The organism is Povalibacter sp., assembly GCF_036735925.1.
In the GTDB taxonomy this organism is placed as follows: domain Bacteria; phylum Pseudomonadota; class Gammaproteobacteria; order Steroidobacterales; family Steroidobacteraceae; genus Steroidobacter.
In genome coordinates, this window is record NZ_DAINNK010000047.1 from 1 (window position 1) to 19,027 (window position 19,027).

Consider the following 19,027-nt stretch of genomic DNA (forward strand, 5'->3'; position numbering starts at 1 on the left):
CTATTCCACGTTCTGAATCTGCTCGCGCATCTGCTCGATGATCACTTTCATGTCCACCGCGGCGCGTGTCGTTTCGGCGTCCTGCGATTTGGACGAGAGCGTGTTCGCCTCGCGATTCAGTTCCTGCATCAGGAAGTCGAGACGACGTCCCGCCGGCTCGGCGGAATCCAGCACGCCCGTCACTTCCTCGAGATGGCCGGTGAGACGGTCCATTTCCTCGTCGACGTCCATCTTGTGCGCATACAGCACCAGTTCCTGCTCCAGCCGCTCCGGATCCGGCGTCACGCCCATCTGCGAAATCTTCTCGACGATGCGCTCGCGCAGGCGCTGCGAGATTTCCGGCAGGCGCGTGCGCACGACCTGCACCTGCGTGCGCATGGCCGTGCAGCGGCTCGACAGCAGTTCGCGGATGCGCTGGCCTTCGCGCAGTCGCGTGTCGTTGAGTTCGGTGAGCGACTCCTTCAACAGTTCGAGCGCCGCGGCCAGGACCGGCTTGCTGTCGATGCCCGCATCGCGGATGACGCCGGGCCAGCGCAGCAGATCGAGCGGATTCAGCGGCGCCGTATCGGGAACGCGATGGCGGACCTCTGCCACGCGTGCCACCAGCGCATCCAGCAGCGCGGTATCGATCTCGAGCGACTGTTGCGACGGGCCGCTCGATCTCAGATAGAGATTCGCATCGACCTTGCCGCGCCGCAGGGCGGCCGTGATGGTCTGGCGCACGTCATTGTCGAGCGACCTGAGATCGTCCGGCAGCCGCAGCGAGATCTCCAGATAGCGGTGATTCACAGTGCGCAGTTCACAAACGAGGGTGCCCCACGGACCCTGACGTTCGCGGCGGGCAAAGCCTGTCATGCTGCGGATCATGCGACAGTGGGTTCCTGAAAAATGCGAAGGGAATTAAGGCAAACGCTGGCTTACGTACCAGCGGTTGCCAGTGTATAAAGCGCCGCCAAGTGTAACAGCTTCAACCAGCCGTCCGGCCCGGAGCCCGCTTGCGGATCGAGCATGCAGAAGTCAGCCTGATTGGCGACCGTGAGGACAATCAGGACCGCGTCACCGTCGCAGCCACCGACAAGGCGGCGCTGCTGATCGTCATCGACGGCATGGGCGGACATTCCGACGGCAGTCGTGCGGCCGACACCGCGCTCAGGAGCCTGCTCGAATCCTTTCATCAGTCGCCGCAGCCGCTGTTCGATCCGCTCGGCTTTCTGCACCTGTCGCTGAGCAAGGCGCACGACGAGGTCGCCAAGCTCGGCAGTGCGCAGAGCCTGGATTCGCGGCCGCGCGCCACGATCGCCATCTGTCTCGTGCAGGAAGGCGCGGCGTACTGGGCGCATGTCGGCGACAGCCGCGTGTACTGGATCCGCAAAGGCGTCGTGCAGATCCGCACGCGCGATCACAGTCATGTGGAATTGCTGCTGCGCGAAGGCAAGATCACGCAGGACGAAGTCGCGACGCATCCGATGCGCAACTTCGTCGAGTGCTGTCTGGGCGGCGATCCCGCCATTCCGGAAATGACGATCAGCGGCCGCAATACACTGCAGCCGGGCGATGTGCTGTTGCTGTGTTCGGACGGCATCTGGGCCAACCTGCGCGACGAGGACATCGCCGCATTCTTCAAGGACGATCCCGAGAATCTGCGCGCATGGCTCGAGGCCCTCGGCCGACGCGCCGTTCAGGCCTCTGCGCCGTTCAGCGACAATTCGACGGCCGCCGTCCTGCGCTGGCAGGCGGGCTAGAATCCTTCAGTCCCCATTGACCGGGCTGCGGTTCATACTGGCCGCAGCGATCGGCCGTCGACGCCCCGAAGGGCGCCGGCATTTCCTTCGAGGCTTCCATGAAAAAACGACCCAGCGGACGCGCCGCAGACGAACTGCGTCCGATCCGGATCACGCGCAATTTCACCCGGCATGCGGAAGGCTCCGTGCTGGTGGAATTCGGCGATACGCGCGTGCTCTGCACCGCGAGCGTCGAAGAAACCGTGCCGCCGTTCCTGCGCAGCAGCGGCGGCGGCTGGGTCACGGCGGAATACGGCATGCTGCCGCGTGCGACGCATACGCGTTCGAAGCGCGAAGCCTCGCTCGGCAAACAGGGCGGACGCACGCTGGAAATCCAGCGGCTCATCGGCCGTGCGCTGCGCGCCGTCGTCGATCTGAAGGCGCTCGGCGAACGCACCATCACGCTCGATTGCGATGTGCTGCAGGCCGACGGCGGCACGCGCACCGCCTCGATCACCGGCGCCTACGTCGCCATGGTCGATGCCGTGAACAAGCTCATCCGCAAGCGCCTGCTGCGCGAAAGTCCGATTCACGGCCAGGTCGCCGCCGTCTCGGTCGGCATCTGGGCCGGCATGCCCGTGATCGATCTCGACTACAAGGAAGACTCCGACGCCGAAACCGACATGAACATCGTCATGAACAATGGCGGCGGTTTCATCGAAGTGCAGGGCACGGCGGAAGGACATGCGTTCCGACGCGATGAGCTCGACACGCTGCTGAATCTCGCCGCCAACGGCATCGGACAACTGCTAGCGAAGCAGTTGGAGGCGTTGAGTGAAGATTAGGTTCTTGAGGGGCGAGAGCTGTTCTTCCTGTGGGGCCGGCTTTAGCCGGCCTTCTTGGAGTCAGGCTGAAGCCTGACCTACAGGATGCGTCTCGTCCTCGCCACCGGCAACCGCGGCAAGCTGCAGGAACTGCAGGCATTGCTCGCACCGCTTGCGATCGACGTGCTGCCGCAGTCGCAGTTCACGTCGGTTGCGGCGGAAGAAACCGGGCTGTCGTTCGTCGAGAACGCGATCCTGAAGGCGCGCCATGCTGCTCATGTTTCCGGATTGCCGGCAATCGCGGACGACTCGGGCATCGAAGTCGACGCATTGCGTGGCGCGCCGGGCATCTACTCGGCCCGCTACGCCGGCGACCGGGCGAGCGATCAGCAGAATCTCGACAAGCTCTTGCACGACCTGCGCGACGTCCCGCTCGCACAGCGCACGGCGCGCTATCGCTGCGCGCTGGCGTTCATGCGCTGGGACAGCGATGCATCGCCGCTGGTGTGCCAGGCGAGCTGGGAGGGACGCATCGTCGACACGCCGCGCGGCAGCGGCGGCTTCGGCTACGACCCGATCTTCGAAGTCGAGCCCGGCGTGACGGCAGCAGAGCTTCCGGCGGAAGAAAAAAATCGCCGCAGCCATCGCGGCCAGGCGCTGCGTCAGCTCGTTGCCGAACTGCGCGACGTCCTGCCACGTCGATAGCCGGCGACGCTCATGCCGCTTCCGCCGCTTTCGCTCTACGTGCACCTGCCCTGGTGCGTGCGCAAGTGTCCCTACTGCGATTTCAATTCGCACGCGGCGCCGGCACAGATTCCGCAGCGCGACTACGTCGATGCGCTTCTGGAAGACCTCGATCTCGATCGGCCGGCGGCTGGCGATCGGCCGCTCATCTCGATCTTCTTTGGCGGCGGCACGCCGAGCCTGTTCAGTCCCGAGGAAATCGGCCGGTTTCTGGCCGGAGTCCGGCAACGCATTGCCTGCGCGGACGACATGGAAGTCACGCTCGAAGCCAATCCCGGCACGATCGAGCACGGCAGATTTCGCGGCTATCGCGAGGCGGGCGTGACCCGTGTGTCGCTCGGCGTGCAGTCGTTCAATGACGAGCACCTCAAGGTGCTCGGCCGCATCCATGGCAGCGGCGACATCCGCCGCGCCGTCGATGAATTGCGGCAGGCGGGACTCGACAACTTCAATCTCGATCTCATGTACGGACTGCCGCAACAGAGTCGCGAGCAGGCGCTCGCCGATCTCGCGGCGGCGATCGCGCTGGAGCCCGCACACCTGTCGCACTACCAGCTGACGCTCGAGCCCGGCACGGTTTTCCATCACCGCCCGCCGCCGTTGCCGGATCACGATACGACGTGGGAAATGCAGCTCGAGTGCCAGGCGTTGCTGGCGAGCAGCGGCTACGAGCAGTACGAAATTTCCGCGTACGCACGCGCCGGCCGGCGTTGTCGCCACAATCTCAACTACTGGCAGTTCGGTGACTACGTCGGCGTCGGCGCAGGTGCGCACGGCAAGCTGACGGGCAGCGCTGTCGAGCGCACCACGCGCAGCAAGCAGCCGCGTGACTATCTTTCGCGCACACCTGCAGAACGGGTCAGCGAACGCCGCACGGTCGCAGCCGGCGAACTGTCGTTCGAGTTCATGCTGAATGCGCTGCGGTTGCGCGAAGGGTTTGCCGTCCCGCTGTTCGAAGAGCGCACGGGTCTGTCGATCGATTCAATCGACGCGGAACTGCGCGCCGCCCAGACCCGCGGTCTGCTCCACTCGACGGGCCGCGCCTGGGAGCCCACGGAACTCGGTTTCCGGTTCCTGAACGACCTGCAGGAGATGTTTCTGCCCGCGAACTGCTGAGCCTCTTGCGCCCCGCTCACAGCGCAGGGCGTCGTTGCAAGGCAGGCGCAAGTTCGTGAACTAGCGCACAAAATCGAGCGCCGGAATGGCACTCGCGCGCGGTGGTGACAGCGGGGTTATGCACACCGGTCTGTGTCGCAAGAAAGGACGGGCGGTTGATGACGAAATTACACGCAGTAGATGATGTTAAATCACTAACTCATTGATACAAAAAGCAGAAAAGGGGTGGCTAAAATTTAACCAATGTGACACGGAGCCATTTTTGATGCATTGCGCGGTCGCCGCGGATGCAACGATCCACAGAGTTACCCACAGGTTTTGTGGATAACCGACCTACGTATCCCCGGCCCGGATTGAAAAGCGGTTCGAGGGCGCCATTTACCTTGCGACCTGAGATATGCGCCGCTACACTGCGCGCCTTTTTTCGAGGGGGCGCACCACGCCCGAAGCACCATGAAAGCCGGAATCCATCCCGAGTACAAAGAGACCAACGTCGCCTGCAGCTGCGGGAACACGTTCGTGACGCGCTCCACCCTCGGGCACGATCTGCAGATCGAAGTCTGCTCGAACTGCCATCCGTTCTACACGGGCAAGCAGAAGATCGTGGACACCGGCGGTCGCGTCGACAAGTTCCGCAAGAAGTACGCTGCACGCTGATCGCGGCGCGTCTGCGACGTTCGCGTCGCGAGAGAATCCGGAAAGGGCGCCTCGGCGCCCTTTTTGTTTGGCTGAACCCCGCCTGAATCCGCATCGTCCGTGCGATCGCGCACGGCATGACATCAACGCGTCTTGTAGCTGTATCGAAACGCGGTTTATAAACCGTGGGTCGCTCTCTCACTGCGAGTCGCCGACATGCTCCCTCACTGCCTTGCACGCATTGCTCTGTTCGCTGTCGTCTGCGTTCTCGGGCTGAGCGCCTGTGCGACCAATCCGGTGAGCGGACGGCCGGACCTGGTGTTCTCTTCGGAAGAATCCGAAGTGAAGAAATCCAGGCAGGTGCATCCGCTGATGCTGCAGCAGTTCGGCGGCCCTTATGACGACCTGCGCCTGCAGCAGTACGTGAACGAAGTCGGCCAGCGGGTCGCGAAAGTCGGTCAGCGGCCCGAACTGCAGTACTTCTTCACGGTGCTCGACAGCGAAGAGATCAACGCCTTCACCACCGGCGGCGGTTACGTCTACATCACGCGCGGCATCATGAATTACCTGAACTCCGAGGCCGAACTGGCCGCGGTGCTCGGGCATGAAATCGGGCACATCACGGCGCGACATCCGGTGAAGCAGCAGACGCAGTCGACGCTGTCGGGCATCGGTGCGGCGGCGATCGGCATTTTCACCGGCAGCGGCGACATCGCGGGACTCGCCGACTATGCCGGCGCTGCACTGATTCGCGGCTACGGCCGCGACAACGAACTCGAAGCCGATCGGCTCGGCGCGGAATATCTGCAGTCCGTCGGGCTGTCGCCGGATCACATGATCGATGTGGTGCGGCTGCTCAAGAATCAGGAAATGTTCGAAGTGGCACGGGCCCGCGAAGAGAACCGCGAGCCGCGCATCTATCACGGCGTGTTCGCGACGCACCCGGACAACGATCAGCGCCTGCGCGAGGTGGTCGAGGCCGCCGGCAAACTCAAGGGCGAAGGCGACAAGGTCGATCCGGGTCGCGAACGTTATCTGCGGGCGATCGAAGGATTGCCGGTGGGCACCAGCCGCGCGCAGGGCGTGCTGAAGGGCAACCGCTTCTATCACGGCAATTTCGGTTTTACGGTCGCGTTCCCCTCAGGGTGGAACGTCGAGAATCAGCCGAATCGCCTGCTGGCGGTTGCACCAAAGAAGGACAGCGTTCTGCAGATGCAGACGCAGGCACCGCCGCCGAACATGGGTCCCAAGGAATTCCTGTCGCGATTGCTGGCACGCTCCAACGCCGGACAGGGAGAGGCCATCGAGGTCAACGGGCTGCAGGGTTACACCGCCGTCGTGCGTTCCGCGAACACGGACTTCGGCGTGGTGCCGGCCCGTTATGCAGTCATTTACTACAACAATCTCGCTTATGTGTTCGCCGGCGCCAGCCGCGGCTCCAGCGGCGTGCCTTCGGCAGATGCACTCTTCATGTCTACGGTGAAAACCTTCCGTCGCCTGAAGGACAATGAATTCGCGCTCGCCGAGCCGTACAAGATCCGCACGGTGCGCGTGAATCAGAACGTGCGCATCGAAGACCTGGCCAAGTCATCGCCGGTCAAGAAATATCCAGTGGAGCAGTTGCGGCTGCTCAACGATCTGTACCCCGACAAGCAGCCCCAGCCCGGCCAGCTGCTGAAGATCGTGCAGTAACGGCCGCATTTTTCCGTCGCGCAGCCCCTGAATCCGATTGGATTCCGGCTTGATTCGTCGCCGGGGTCGTGTAAGTCTGCGCGTCCCGTTTGCACCTGCAAAAAAGTTGGCGCTCCGGCGCTCCGAACCGCCCTGGAATTTCGCAAATGTCTGAGAAGAAGTTCGAGCTGACTGACCTGTCGACCGGCAAGAAATCCGTTGCCGAAGTGAAGAATGGCACCCTGGGTCCGAGCGTCCTGAGCGTCGCCAACCTCAACAAGGAACATGGTCTGTTCACGTTCGATCCGGGCTTCATGGCGACGGCGTCGTGCGAGAGCAAGATCACGTTCATCGACGGCGACGAAGGCGTGCTGCTGCACCGGGGCATTCCGATCGAGCAGCTCGCAGAGAAGAGCAACTTCCTGGAGGTGGCGTACCTGCTGATCAACGGCGAACTGCCGACCAACGATCAGATCGGCGAATTCACGCACGCGATCCAGTACCACACGATGATCAACGAATCGCTGCTGCGATTCTTCAACGGCTTCCAGTACAACGCGCATCCGATGGCGATGCTGTCGGGCGTGGTCGCGTCGATGGCGGCCTTCTATCACGACTCGATGGACATCCATAACCCGCGCCATCGCGAGATCTTCGCCCACCGCATCATCGCGAAGATTCCGACGATCGCGGCCGCCGCGTACAAGCACGCGCTGGGTCAGCCCTTCGTCTATCCGCGCAACGATCTCGATTACTGCTCGAACCTGCTGCACATGTTCTTCGCCGTGCCGTGCGAGCAGTACAACGTCGATCCGGTCACCGCACAGGCGCTCGACCTGCTGTTCATCCTGCACGCCGATCACGAGCAGAACGCCAGCACCTCGACCGTGCGTCTCGCCGGCAGCACCGGCGCGAATCCGTACGCGGCGATTTCCGCCGGCATCTCGGCCCTGTGGGGCCCGGCACACGGCGGCGCCAACGAAGCCGTGCTCGCGATGCTCGAACAGATCGGCACCGTCGAGAACGTGCCGAAGTTCCTCGCCAAGGCGAAGGACAAGAACGACAACTTCCGCCTCATGGGCTTCGGCCACCGCGTCTACAAGAATTTCGATCCGCGCGCGACCATCATCCGCGCGATGTGCCACAAGGTGCTGGCGAAGCTCGGCAAGTCCGACAACCCCCTGTTCGAACTCGCGCTCAAGCTCGAAGAGATCGCGCTCAAGGACGAGTACTTCGTCGAGCGCAAGTTGTATCCGAATGTCGATTTCTATTCCGGCATCATCTACAGCGCCATCGGCATCCCGCAGTCGATGTTCACGGTGATGTTCGCCATCGCACGCACCGTCGGCTGGGTAGCACACTGGCAGGAAATGATTGCGGACCCGGCGATGAAGATCAGCCGCCCGCGCCAGCTCTACACCGGCTCGCCGCGTCGCGACTATGTCGAGATGAGCAAGCGCTGAGAGAAGAATTATTTCCACGGGGGACACGGGGAACACAGGGTTCGGAACAGAAAAATCTTTCTTGTCCCCGTGCTCCCCGTGTCCCCCGTGGAAAATTCTTCTTCTCTGATCTCCGTGTGAAACCTCTTAGGGCCAGCCCACTCGCTCCTGAGGCTGGTTCGCGAGCAACGCCTGCAACTCCCCGCCATCCGCACGCCGCATGGGCTTGCCATCGACCGGACTCGATGGCGCCTGGCGGATGCCGTCGATCGGAAACACGACGGCATCGATCTCGCGATTGCCCGCCACGAAGCGCACCACGGGATAACTGACGAGCCGATCCGGCTCGTAGCGCAGCCGCCGCTCCGCGATCTCGTGCGGAATGCCCTGCTCCATGAGATACAGCGCCACGCTTTCGGCGCCGTCGGCGAACAGGTGCAGGTTCACTTCCGAGTGCGCCGACGCTGTACCGCTCAATACCGGTCCGACGAGACGCGGCTGAAATTTCTGCAGCAGGCGCATGGCTTGTAGGGCCGTGCGGCGCGCGGATTCGAGTGCCGAGGAATGACGGTCGCCTTCGAACAGGCGGTGATGTGCCGCGAGGGCTGCTTCGATCTCCGTGTTCTTCGGCAGCACGGCGATGTCGGTGGCGCCGAGCCGCTCTGCGGCTTTGCGCTTGGCCAGACGGTAATCGTCGATGCCCTGTTCCGACATGATGCGTGCCGCTTCCTGCGCCAGTGCCATACGCAACTGCTCGGCGCGCGGATTCATTCGTTTGCTCATGTCGCCTCCTGGGCCCGGCGGCAGGAATCTTCTTGTTCGCAGCCGCAGCGGCTGCTCAGCAGCGAGAGTACCTGTCAGAAGATCGGATCGTCACTACTTTGTTCGCTCGCACCGGCACCATTCGACAAACCGTCGCCGCCTTCCGATGCGGCCGGCAGATGGCCTGCCATGAAGGTCTCGAAGATCGCGTCCGGTTCGCCGGGCCGCGCTGCCAGACCCGTATCGGCGGAAACACGCATCGTCACGAGACCCGGCGGTGGCACGCGCCGCTGCTGCGGTACTCCCTGCAACGCCTCGTGCATGAAATAGATCCACATCGGCAGCGCCGTGCGGCTGCCTTCTTCGCCGGGCCCCAGCGATCGTTCCTGATCGAAGCCGACCCACGCGGTCCCCACGAGCGACGGCGTGAAGCCGCAGAACCAGGCATCGCGGCGATCGTTGGTGGTGCCGGTCTTGCCGGCGAGATCGTCGCGCTTCAACTGCATCGCGCGTACGGCCGTGCCGCGGCGGACCACGTCGGCCATCATGTCGACCATCAGGTAGTCGTTCTGCGGCGAGATCGAGACGGGAGCAATCGCCTTCTCCGGCAGGTAACTCAGACTGCCCCAGTTGCGTTCATCGACGGTCGGCGGCGGCGGTGCGCCCTCCGGCACGTTGATGACTTCCGTCGCTGCGTCGGCAGGCTGCTCGACGCATTCGCGACAGACGATCCGCGGTTGCGACTCGAACACCCTGTTGCCATCCGGCCCGATGATGCGATCGATGTAGTACGAGCCGACCCGATAGCCGCCGTTGGCGAAGATCGCGTAGGCGCTCGCCATCTCCAGCGGCGACACCTGCGCCGTGCCGAGCGCGAGCGTCAGGTTGCGCGGCAGGTTCTGCTCCGGAAAGCCAAAGCGCTCGATGTACTGGGTCGTGTAGGCGGGTCCCAGCGCATGCATCACGCGGATCGACACCAGATTGCGCGAACGGACGAGTGCTTCGCGCAGCCGCATGGGGCCGCGGAATTCGCGCGAGTTGTTCTGCGGCCGCCAGACCGTTTCCAGCGACGGATCTTCGATCACCAGCGGCGCGTCGTTCACGACGCTGGCCGGCGTGAAGCCGCGATCCAGCGCGGCTGAATACAGGAAGGGCTTGAACGCCGAACCCGGTTGACGCTTCGCCTGGACGGCGCGATTGAAATTGCTGGCGAAGTAATCGAAACCGCCGACCAGCGCCGTGATCGCGCCGTCCTGCGGATCCATCGCCACGAACGCGCCCTGGGCTTCCGGCACCTGCACCATGCGCCAGTTGCCGGAACGTTCCTGCGCGACGTACACGACATCGCCCACGGAGAGGATGTCCGCGGCGCGCTGCAACGGCGGTCCGACGCTGCCGTCCGCGAGCGGCGCCCGCGCCCAGCTCAGTCCGCTCCAGGGCAGATTGATGCGTCCGTGAACTTTCGACCAGGCGACGGCGCTGCGGTCTTCGACGGCACGAATGAGCGCAGGCTCGAGTCCGCCGCGCAGCGGAAACTCATAGAGCAGTCGCGACCAGTCGGACTCCGATGACTGCGCCGGTACCGTGACCCGGCTAACCGGGCCCCGATAGCCGTGGCGCGAATCGTATTCGACCAGCGCGGCGCGCACGGCACGTACGGCTGCGGATTGCAGGCGACTGTCGAGTGTCGTGATCGCTTCGTAGCCCGCGGTGTAGGCGTCGGTGCCCAGGCGGTTGTAGAGATCGGCGCGCACCATCTCCGCGATGTACGGCGCGTCGACTTCCACGGCGGGTCCGTGCAAGCGCGATTCGACCTGCGAGTTGTCGGCGGCGCGCTGTTCGTCCGCGGTGATGAAGTTCTTCTCGCGCATGCGTCGCAGCACGTAGCTGCGGCGATGCTTGGCGAGTTCGGGATTCGCAACCGGATTGTCGCGCGAGGGCAGGCGGAACGTGCCTGCGATCAACGCCAGCTCCGGCAACGACAGCTGATCGATGGTCTTGCCGAAATACACCTCGGACGCTGCGCCGACGCCGTAGGCGCGCTGGCCGAGAAACATCTTGTTCATGTACAGCGTCAGGATTTCCTGCTTGCTGAACTGCTGTTCGATGCGCAGCGTGAGAAAGATTTCCTGCAATTTGCGGCGATAGCTTTTCTCGGGACTGAGAAAGATGCCGCGCGTGAGCTGCATGGTGATGGTGCTGCCGCCTTCGCCCTTTTCGCCCGACATCAGGTGACGCACGATCGCGCGCGCCAGTCCTGGATAGTCCACGCCGCTGTGCTGGAAGAAGCGATCGTCTTCGGCGGCCAGCACGGCATTGACGAGCTGCTTCGGCAGCGCTTCGAACGAAAGCGGAATGCGCCGCTGTTCGCCGAACTGCGCGATCAGCTTGCCGTCGCGGCTGTAAACGCGCAGCGGCACCTGCAGACGGATGTCGCGAATCGCTGCGACGTCCGGCAAGGCCGGCTCCAGATATTGATAGGCACCACAGAGCCCGAGCGTGAGACCGCCGATGAGCACGACGATCGTTGCCAGGGCGAAACGCAACCAGGCCGGAAGGTAATGTCGCATCACAACAAATGAACCTAAGTCCTTGCTTTAAAAAATGCCGGTATGCAATAGTAGCCGCGAATTTACGTGGGCAAACTCATCGAAAGGTGAGGACGCAAAGCTTCCGGTCTACGGGTGGATCCTCCTGAAGGAGGGGATGTCCAGGACAGCGGGGTCGCCGGCGGAATGATAGGGGCATCGAAAAAACGCTGTCCTGTCGTGACCTGCCGTACGCATGAGGTCACTGGCCGATCCATGCGCACTCCAAGTCATTGATCCGGCAATTGCGTTCTCCCACAGCCCAATAATTGACTTAACAAAGGCTGAGCTGGAGCGACGCGGCACGCCGGTTTCCGAAATCGCCTCGATGGTATTTCGTGAGACTCCTCACATTCAACTTAACAAGCAGCTGTATATATTTGCGCCTCGTATTTAGTGCTGATCTCAGATAATCCCCTAAGTATCTGACGAACAAAGGGAAATAGCGTGCTTTTTTCAGCCAAATCCCGACCGGTGCTGGGACTGGATATCACCACCTCGTCGGTCAAGCTGATCGAGATCAGCATGAGCGGCGGCCAGTATCGGGTGGAATCCTATGCCGCCGAGCCGACGCCGCCGAACTCCATCAATGAGAAAGCCATCGTCGACGCCAATGCCGTCGGCGACGCCATCAAGCGTGCCGTGAAGCGTTCGGGCGCGCGCGCCAAGGACGCAGCCGTCGCCATCAGCGGCGACGCGGCCATCACCAAGGTCATCCAGATGCCTCGCACCCTGAGCGAGAACGAACTGGAAGGCCAGGTGGAAATGCAGGCCGACCAGTACATCCCGTTCCCCATGGAGGAAGTGAGCTTCGACTACGAAGTCATCGGCCCCTCCGAAAAAGATCCCGAAATGCTCGATGTGCTGCTCGTGGCGACCCGCAGCGAAAACGTCGAACAGCGCGTGGCCGCCTGTGCGGCGGCGGGTCTGACGGCCCGCATCGTCGACGTCGAAGCCTTCGCGCTCGAAAATGCCTGCCGGCTGCTGACGCACCAGATGCCCGATGGCGGTCTCGGTCGCGTGCTGGCAGTCGTCGACTTCGGCGCCAGCAGCACCACCTTCAGCGTGCTGCGCGATCTCAAGGTCATCTACACGCGCGACTTCGCCTTCGGCGGCCAGCAGCTCACGGAAGAAGTGATGCGCACCTACGGCCTCAGCATGGAAGAAGCCGGTCGCGCCAAGAAAGAAGGCGGACTGCCCGGCAACTACGAAACCGAAGTGCTCGGTCCGTTCATCGACGACATGTGCCAGCAGGTCAGCCGCTCGCTGCAGTTCTTCCTGGCGTCCGGCGCCGGTCGCGAACAGCCCGAGCAGATCCTGATCTGCGGCGGCTGCGCCAACATCCCGGGCGCCGCCGAAATGATTCAGAGCCGCGTGGGCATCGAAGCCCTGCGCGGCGATCCGCTGGGCCAGATGAAGGTCAGTCAGAAGGCCAAGGCCCAGTCGGTGAAAAAGGATGCGACTGCCTTGCTGACGGCGTGCGGTCTGGCGTTACGGAGTTTCGACTGATATGCCAAGAATCAATCTCGTCCCGTGGCGCGAAGCCGAGCGCAAGCAGAAGCGCCAGGAATTCGGCGTCGGTGCCGTTGGCGCACTCGTGCTGGCCGGCGCCATCGCGTTTGCAGTGAATCTGCAGATGAGTTCAGCGATCGGCGCACAGAACGAACGCAACCAGTATCTGAAGGATGAAACCGCGAAGCTCGACAAGCAGATCGCCGAGATCCTGGAACTGGACCAGGAGAAGCAGCGCCTCGTCGCGCGCATGCAGGTGATCGAGCAGCTCGAGCGCAGTCGCGCCGAGGTCGTGCATCTGTTCGATCAGCTGGTGCGTACGCTGCCGGACGGTATCTATCTCACCTCGATCAAACAAACCGATCGCAAGGTGCAACTCAGAGGTATTGCCCAGTCCAGTTCGCGCGTCTCGAACTACATGCGCAACATCGATGCCTCCGAATGGATGGCCGATCCGTCGCTGGACATTCTCGAAACGAAAGGTGGCACTGCAACAGGTTCGGATTTCACGCTGAACGCGACGCAGGAAAATCCGAATCTGAAGGCGGCCGCGGGCGGAGCCGCACAGGGAGCCCACTGATGAGCAATCTCCTGGAAGATCTTCGCAATCTCGATCCGAACGATGTCGGTCGCTGGCCCGCGGCTTTCCGCTTCGGCGCCATCGGACTGATCTTCGTGATCGGCGCCTGCGCAATGGTGTACTTCCTGGCCTGGAAGCCCAACAAGCCGGATCTCGACGCGGCGCGCGCCGAGGAAATCTCGCTGCTGGAAACCTTCACCACCAAGGCGCGCAAGGCGGCCAATCTCGATGCCTACAAGGCGCAGCTGCAGGAAATCGAACGGTCCTTCGGCGCTATGCTGCGCAAGCTGCCGAACAAGACCGAAGTGCCCAACCTGCTGACCGACATCTCGCAGCAGGGCGCAGGCGCCGGTCTCGACCAGAAGCTGTTCCAGCCGAACGCCCAGGTAAACAAGGATTTCTACGCCGAACTGCCCATCAAGATGCGGCTGACCGGCAGCTTCCATTCGATCGGCGCATTCGTCAGCGGCATCGCGGCATTGCCGCGCATCGTGACGCTGCACGATGTCGAGATCACGCCCCTGTCCAAGGATGCGCGCGGCGGTGTCGATCAGCTGCAGCTGGATGTGGTTGCAAAGACTTACCGCTACCTGGACGACGACGAGCAGACCGCAGCGCAGCCCCGCGCGAATCAGCGCCCGCGTCCGAACGGTTAACGATCAAGGAACCAAGGCGTCACCCATCCCATGATCCAGAGCAAGCTACCCATCGCCGCGCTGGTCCTGCTGTGTCTGAGCGGATGCTCGGGCGGCATGGACGAGTTGCAGCAGAAAGTCGCCGAGATCAAGAGCCGGCCAGGCGAACGCATCGAGCCGCTGCCCGAGATCAAGCCGTACGAAACCTATGCCTACAACGCGAGCAGCCTGCGTTCGCCGTTCGTGCAGAGCGCGCCTTCGGGCAGCGACGTCGCGAACGCGATCCGCCCGGATTCGAAGCGTCCGCGCGAGTTCCTCGAACAGTTCCCCATCGACAGCATGAAGATGGTCGGCACGCTCGCCCTGCAGGGCAAGAACTATGGCTTGGTGCAGGGCAAGGACGGTCTGGTCCACCGCGTGCTTCCCGGCAGCTACGTGGGACAGAACGACGGGCGCGTCATCAGCATCACGCCCACCAGAATCTCAGTGATTGAAATCGTGCCCGACGGCGTCGGCGGGTACATCGAGCGGCCGGCTGCGCTGGCGCTTACCGAATGAGTCTCAGGGAGAAACCAAGAATGTCGTCGTCATTTTCGATCCAGCCCGTCGCCATGGCATCGTTGCGGCGGTTCGCGGTCATGTTCCTGGGGCTCCTTGCCGCGCACACCGCGCTCGCGCAGGGCTCGAATCGCCTCGAGGACATCCGCGCCAACGTCACGGCCGGCAACAAGGTCGAACTGACGCTGCGGCTCAGCGACACCGCGCCGCAGCCGCTGACATTCACGGTCGACAACCCGGCGCGCATCGCGCTGGACCTGCCGGATACGTCGGTCGCCATGACTTCGCGTCGCATCGACGTGAAACAGGGCGCGCTGGACACCGTCAACGTCGCCGAGGCCAATGGCCGTACGCGCGTCGTGCTGAATGTCGACAGCCTGGTGCCCTACGAGACGCGGCTGCAGGGCAACTCGATCATCGTTACGCTCGGCGCAGGCCGCAGCGGCTCCGTCAGTGCGGAACCGAGTGCCGTCGCGGCGTCGTCGCCCCGCTCGTCGGCAGCACCGGTGTCGGGCATCCGTTCCGTCAACAACATCGACTTTCGTCGCGGCAGCGATGGCTCGGGCCGCGTGATCGTCGAGCTGACCGACGCCAAGGTGCCTGCGGATCTGCGCCAGGAAGGCGGCCGCATCGTCGTCAACTTCGCCAAGACCACCTTGCCCGAGTCGCTGATGCAGCGTCTCGACGTGGTCGATTTCGCCACGCCCGTCAACTCGGTCGACGCCATGCGCGTCGGCGACGGCACGCGTCTGGTCATTGCGGCGACGGGCGATTACGAGCAGCTCGCCTACCAGTCGGACAATGTCTACACGATCGAGGTCAAGCCGGTCGTCAAGCTGCCGCCCGAACTCCAGGACAAGAAGGAATACACGGGCGAGCGTCTGACCCTGAATTTCCAGGACATCGAAACCCGCGCCGTGCTGCAGCTCCTTGCTGACACGAGCGGCCAGAACATGGTCATTGCCGACACCGTGGGCGGCAACGTCACGCTGCGCTTGCAGAACGTGCCTTGGGATCAGGCTCTCGACGTGGTCATGCGCAACAAGGGCCTGGACATGCGCAAGGAAGGCAACGTGATGCTGATCGGCCCGGCGGCGGAAATTGCCGCTCGCGAGAAGCAGTTGCTCGCCGCACGCAAGGAAGTGCAGGAACTCGCGCCGCTGCGCAGCGAATTCCTGCAGGTGAACTACGCCAAGGCGGCGGATCTGGCCTCGCTGATCAAGTCGGGCAACAACAATTCGCTGCTGTCGTCGCGCGGCAGCGTGGCGATCGACGAGCGCACCAACACGCTCCTGCTGCAGGACACTTCGGATCGTCTCGCCGACATCCGTCGCCTGGTGGCCACGCTGGATATTCCGGTGCGCCAGGTTCGTATCGAAGCCCGCATCGTGATCGTCAGCGACGACTTCAGCCGCGAGCTGGGCGTGCGGTTTGGCGTCAATGCCACGACTACCAACGTGGGTGGCAGCGACGGTCAGGGTTTCGTGAGCAATCGCGGCCTGGATGCACCGGATACGGCGGTGTTGTTCCCTGGTGCGAATGATCCGCGAGGCGGTCTCGAAATCGGCGAGGCAATTGATCGCTATATGGTGAACCTGCCCGCGGCCAATCCGGCCGGCGCACTGGCGTTGACCTTCCTCGATTCCGACTTCATCGTCGACCTCGAACTGTCGGCAGCCCAGGCCGAAGGCCGCGGCGAGATCGTGTCGCAGCCGACGCTCGTGACGGCGAACCAGCGCGAAGCATCGATCGAGCAGGGTGTGGAAATTCCGTATCAGGAGTCTTCATCCAGCGGCGCAACGACCACGAGCTTCAAGAAGGCAGTGCTCAGTCTGAAGGTGACGCCGCAGATCACTCCGGACAACCGGGTAATTCTCGACCTCGTCGTCGCAAAGGACAGTGTGGGTCAGGTCGTACCGAGCGCCACGGGTGGATTCGTCCCGAGCATCGATACTCGTGAGATTGCAACGCAGGTGCTGGTGAACGATGGCCAGACCGTCGTGCTGGGCGGCATTCTCGAAACAGAGCGTCGCGATGCCGAACAAAAAGTACCGTTCCTGGGCGACCTTCCGGGAGTTGGTCACCTGTTCAAGTCGACCACCAAGACCGACAACAAGGACGAACTGCTGATCTTCGTGACGCCGCGCATTCTGCGCGAAGGCAGCAATCTGTATTGATCGCCTGACGGGAAGATCACCTCAAGAACATCCATAGAGAGTGGAACTCAAAATGATCAGTCGTTTCCTGAAGTTGATGCCTTTCATGCTGCTGCTGGGAGCGTGTGGCGGCAGTGGCGGAAAGCCGCCACCGAGCGGTGACGGAGGTACTGGAGGCACGGGCGGTGGCACAACAACGGCGGCCACATTGTCGGTGACCACCAGCGCGCCGACGATGCCAGGCGATGGCTCAGCTTCCGCCACGATCACGGCTTATGCGCGCGACGCGAACAACGCCTTGATTGCTGGTGTGCCGGTGACATTCTCCGCCAGTTCCGGCGGCATTGCAGGTTCTCCGGCCGTCACCGGCGCAAACGGCCAGGCCACTGCGACGCTGTCACCTGCCGGCGATGCAACTCCACGGACGATTACCGTGACAGCTGCTTCCGGTTCGCTCACGGCGACGGTCAATGTTCAGGTCGTGGCCGGTGGCACCACCAGCGTGCAGATGGGCAGCGGTACCGGTGCCCAGTTCCAGTCCGGAATCATCGCCGTGTCGAGCGGAACGCTCTCGGCGGGCGGCAGCACCAGTTTGCAGATCGTGCTGCAGCAGTCCGACGGCACGCTTTATACGCAGCCGGCGACAGTAAGTTTCAGCTCGCCATGTGCCGCGCAGGGACTGGCGACCATTACGTCACCGGTGCAGACATCGACCGGCATCGCCAGCTCCACATACGCGGCAAGTGGTTGCAGCGGTGACGATGCGATTTCGGCCACTGCGACCATTGGCGGAACACCTCTGTCGGCGGCCGGTTCGGTGAGGGTGGCGCAGGCGGCAATCGGCTCGATCGTTTTTGAATCTGCGACGCCGACCAACATCGCGTTGCGCGGTACCGGCGATTCCTCACGTCCGGAAACGTCCGTTGTCGTCTTCCGTGTACTGGATCAGACCAGCGGCCCGCGTGCCGGAGCGCAGGTGCAATTCAGTCTCAACACGACCGTCGGCGGAATCAGCTTGTCTCCGGTCTCTGCCACGAGCGACTCGACGGGGCGCGTTCAGACGGTTGTCCAGGGCGGTACGGTAGCGACCAGCGTCAGGGTGACAGCAACCGTCCTCAGCACTACGCCGACAATTTCGACGCAGTCCAGCCAGTTGACCGTGACCACGGGTATTCCTGACCAGGACAGCTTCTCGATGGCTGTGACATGTCCGAACGTCGACGCTTGGAACCTGGATGGCACGACCGTCCCGGTGAGCGTGCGGCTCTCCGATCGCTTCAACAACCCTGTTCCGGACGGTACGGCAGTGACGTTTACGACGGAAGGCGGTCGCATTCAGTCTCAATGTACAACTGGTACGGTTTCCGGAGAGTCGGGAGTCTGCTCAGTCAATTGGACTAGCTCGAATCCGCGCCCCAGCGATGGGCGTTCCAGCCTCCTGGCGACCGCCATCGGCGAAGAGTCGTTCACCGATGTGAACGGCAATGGCAGCTTCGACAACGGCGAAAGCTTCCAGGATCTGGGTGAACGGTACCGCGACGACAACGAAAATCTGGCGTACGACGTGGGCGAGGTCATTTACGATTTCAACAACAACTCCACTCGTGATTCGGCCGATGGAATTTTCAACGGCGTGCTCTGCCTCGACACCAGTGGACGTTGCGATCCTGCCCGTCAGACGACCGGCATTAGCGCATCTAACGTCATCGTCATGTCGGACAACACTCCCGCGGGGGTTGTGCCAGCGAGCGGATCGACGGTCGGGCCGATAGCTGCGGGTGCGACCAACAACTTCAGCTTCCTGTTTGCCGATGTGAACGGCAATCCGTTGCCTGCGGAAACGACGATTGCTGCCTCGATCTCGGGTACGGGGTTGGCGCTGGGAACGCCGAGCAGCTTCCGTGTGCCATGTACCAGATCGGCTACCTCTTACTCCTTCAGCATTACGGCAGCTCCGACCGCTGCAGACGGTACGCTCACCATCCTGGTGACGACGCCTGGTGGTCTGCAGACGCAGCTGACGTACCCGGTTGACGTGCAGTAAAACGGCATTAGACGGGTGCTTGAGCTGAAAAAGGCCGC

16 protein-coding genes and 1 riboswitch are annotated in these 19,027 nt (G+C 62.9%); of the genes, 13 read left to right on the forward strand and 3 right to left on the reverse strand.

What is annotated here, in order from left to right; translation table 11 throughout:
- Complete coding sequence (locus V7D81_RS14690; protein WP_324317537.1) at positions 1 to 855, reverse strand: YicC/YloC family endoribonuclease; 855 nt, start codon at positions 853 to 855, stop codon at positions 1 to 3.
- 140 nt (positions 856 to 995) lie between these two features.
- Here V7D81_RS14690 and V7D81_RS14695 point away from each other — a divergent pair, with 140 nt between their 5' ends.
- The 7 genes from V7D81_RS14695 (at position 996) to V7D81_RS14725 (ending at position 8,175) form a co-directional block, all read left to right on the forward strand.
- Positions 996 to 1,742, forward strand: coding sequence for a PP2C family protein-serine/threonine phosphatase (locus V7D81_RS14695; protein WP_324317539.1), 747 nt, complete (start codon positions 996 to 998; stop codon positions 1,740 to 1,742).
- A 98-nt stretch (positions 1,743 to 1,840) separates the two neighbouring features.
- Positions 1,841 to 2,566, forward strand: coding sequence for a ribonuclease PH (gene rph, locus V7D81_RS14700; RefSeq protein ID WP_324317541.1), 726 nt, complete (start codon positions 1,841 to 1,843; stop codon positions 2,564 to 2,566).
- Positions 2,567 to 2,650: 84 nt separating this feature from the next.
- Positions 2,651 to 3,250: an RdgB/HAM1 family non-canonical purine NTP pyrophosphatase gene (rdgB, locus tag V7D81_RS14705; protein ID WP_324317542.1), complete on the forward strand. Its 600-nt coding sequence runs from the start codon at positions 2,651 to 2,653 to the stop codon at positions 3,248 to 3,250.
- A gap of 12 nt (positions 3,251 to 3,262) precedes the next feature.
- Positions 3,263 to 4,405 (forward strand): radical SAM family heme chaperone HemW, encoded by a 1,143-nt coding sequence (hemW, locus tag V7D81_RS14710; RefSeq protein ID WP_324317544.1) that lies wholly within the window; start codon positions 3,263 to 3,265, stop codon positions 4,403 to 4,405.
- A 453-nt stretch (positions 4,406 to 4,858) separates the two neighbouring features.
- Positions 4,859 to 5,062 (forward strand): 50S ribosomal protein L31, encoded by a 204-nt coding sequence (gene rpmE / locus V7D81_RS14715; protein ID WP_324317546.1) that lies wholly within the window; start codon positions 4,859 to 4,861, stop codon positions 5,060 to 5,062.
- Positions 5,063 to 5,257: 195 nt separating this feature from the next.
- Complete coding sequence (locus V7D81_RS14720; RefSeq protein ID WP_324317548.1) at positions 5,258 to 6,733, forward strand: M48 family metalloprotease; 1,476 nt, start codon at positions 5,258 to 5,260, stop codon at positions 6,731 to 6,733.
- Between the two features lie 146 nt (positions 6,734 to 6,879).
- Positions 6,880 to 8,175 (forward strand): citrate synthase, encoded by a 1,296-nt coding sequence (locus tag V7D81_RS14725; RefSeq protein ID WP_324317550.1) that lies wholly within the window; start codon positions 6,880 to 6,882, stop codon positions 8,173 to 8,175.
- 126 nt (positions 8,176 to 8,301) lie between these two features.
- Here the strand turns inward: V7D81_RS14725 and V7D81_RS14730 are convergent, their stop codons facing one another.
- Positions 8,302 to 8,937: a hypothetical protein gene (locus V7D81_RS14730; RefSeq protein ID WP_324317552.1), complete on the reverse strand. Its 636-nt coding sequence runs from the start codon at positions 8,935 to 8,937 to the stop codon at positions 8,302 to 8,304.
- Between the two features lie 74 nt (positions 8,938 to 9,011).
- A complete protein-coding gene (locus tag V7D81_RS14735) occupies positions 9,012 to 11,486 on the reverse strand; it encodes a penicillin-binding protein 1A (RefSeq protein WP_324317554.1) in 2,475 nt (824 codons plus the stop codon).
- Positions 11,487 to 11,545: 59 nt separating this feature from the next.
- Positions 11,546 to 11,648, forward strand: a riboswitch (cyclic di-GMP riboswitch).
- A 303-nt stretch (positions 11,649 to 11,951) separates the two neighbouring features.
- On the opposite strand from V7D81_RS14735, the gene V7D81_RS14740 reads away from it, so the two are divergent.
- Genes V7D81_RS14740 through V7D81_RS14765 form a run of 6 tightly spaced genes read left to right on the forward strand, consistent with a single transcriptional unit; the run spans position 11,952 to position 18,989 of the window.
- Complete coding sequence (locus V7D81_RS14740) at positions 11,952 to 13,013, forward strand: pilus assembly protein PilM (RefSeq protein WP_324317556.1); 1,062 nt, start codon at positions 11,952 to 11,954, stop codon at positions 13,011 to 13,013.
- Between the two features lies 1 nt (position 13,014).
- Entirely contained in the window at positions 13,015 to 13,596 is a 582-nt protein-coding gene (locus tag V7D81_RS14745) for a PilN domain-containing protein (protein ID WP_324317557.1), read from the forward strand.
- Positions 13,596 to 14,252 carry a type 4a pilus biogenesis protein PilO gene (locus V7D81_RS14750; RefSeq protein WP_324317560.1) on the forward strand — a complete coding sequence of 219 codons (657 nt, stop codon included), beginning with the start codon at positions 13,596 to 13,598 and terminating at the stop codon, positions 14,250 to 14,252. The genes V7D81_RS14745 and V7D81_RS14750 overlap by 1 nt, the downstream gene beginning before the upstream one ends.
- Positions 14,253 to 14,282: 30 nt before the next feature.
- Complete coding sequence (locus V7D81_RS14755; RefSeq protein WP_324317562.1) at positions 14,283 to 14,789, forward strand: pilus assembly protein PilP; 507 nt, start codon at positions 14,283 to 14,285, stop codon at positions 14,787 to 14,789.
- Between the two features lie 20 nt (positions 14,790 to 14,809).
- Positions 14,810 to 16,966, forward strand: coding sequence for a type IV pilus secretin PilQ (gene pilQ / locus V7D81_RS14760; RefSeq protein WP_324317564.1), 2,157 nt, complete (start codon positions 14,810 to 14,812; stop codon positions 16,964 to 16,966).
- A gap of 52 nt (positions 16,967 to 17,018) precedes the next feature.
- On the forward strand, positions 17,019 to 18,989 hold the full coding sequence (locus tag V7D81_RS14765) for an Ig-like domain-containing protein (RefSeq protein WP_324317566.1): 1,971 nt from the start codon (positions 17,019 to 17,021) through the stop codon (positions 18,987 to 18,989).
- Positions 18,990 to 19,027 lie beyond the last annotated feature (38 nt).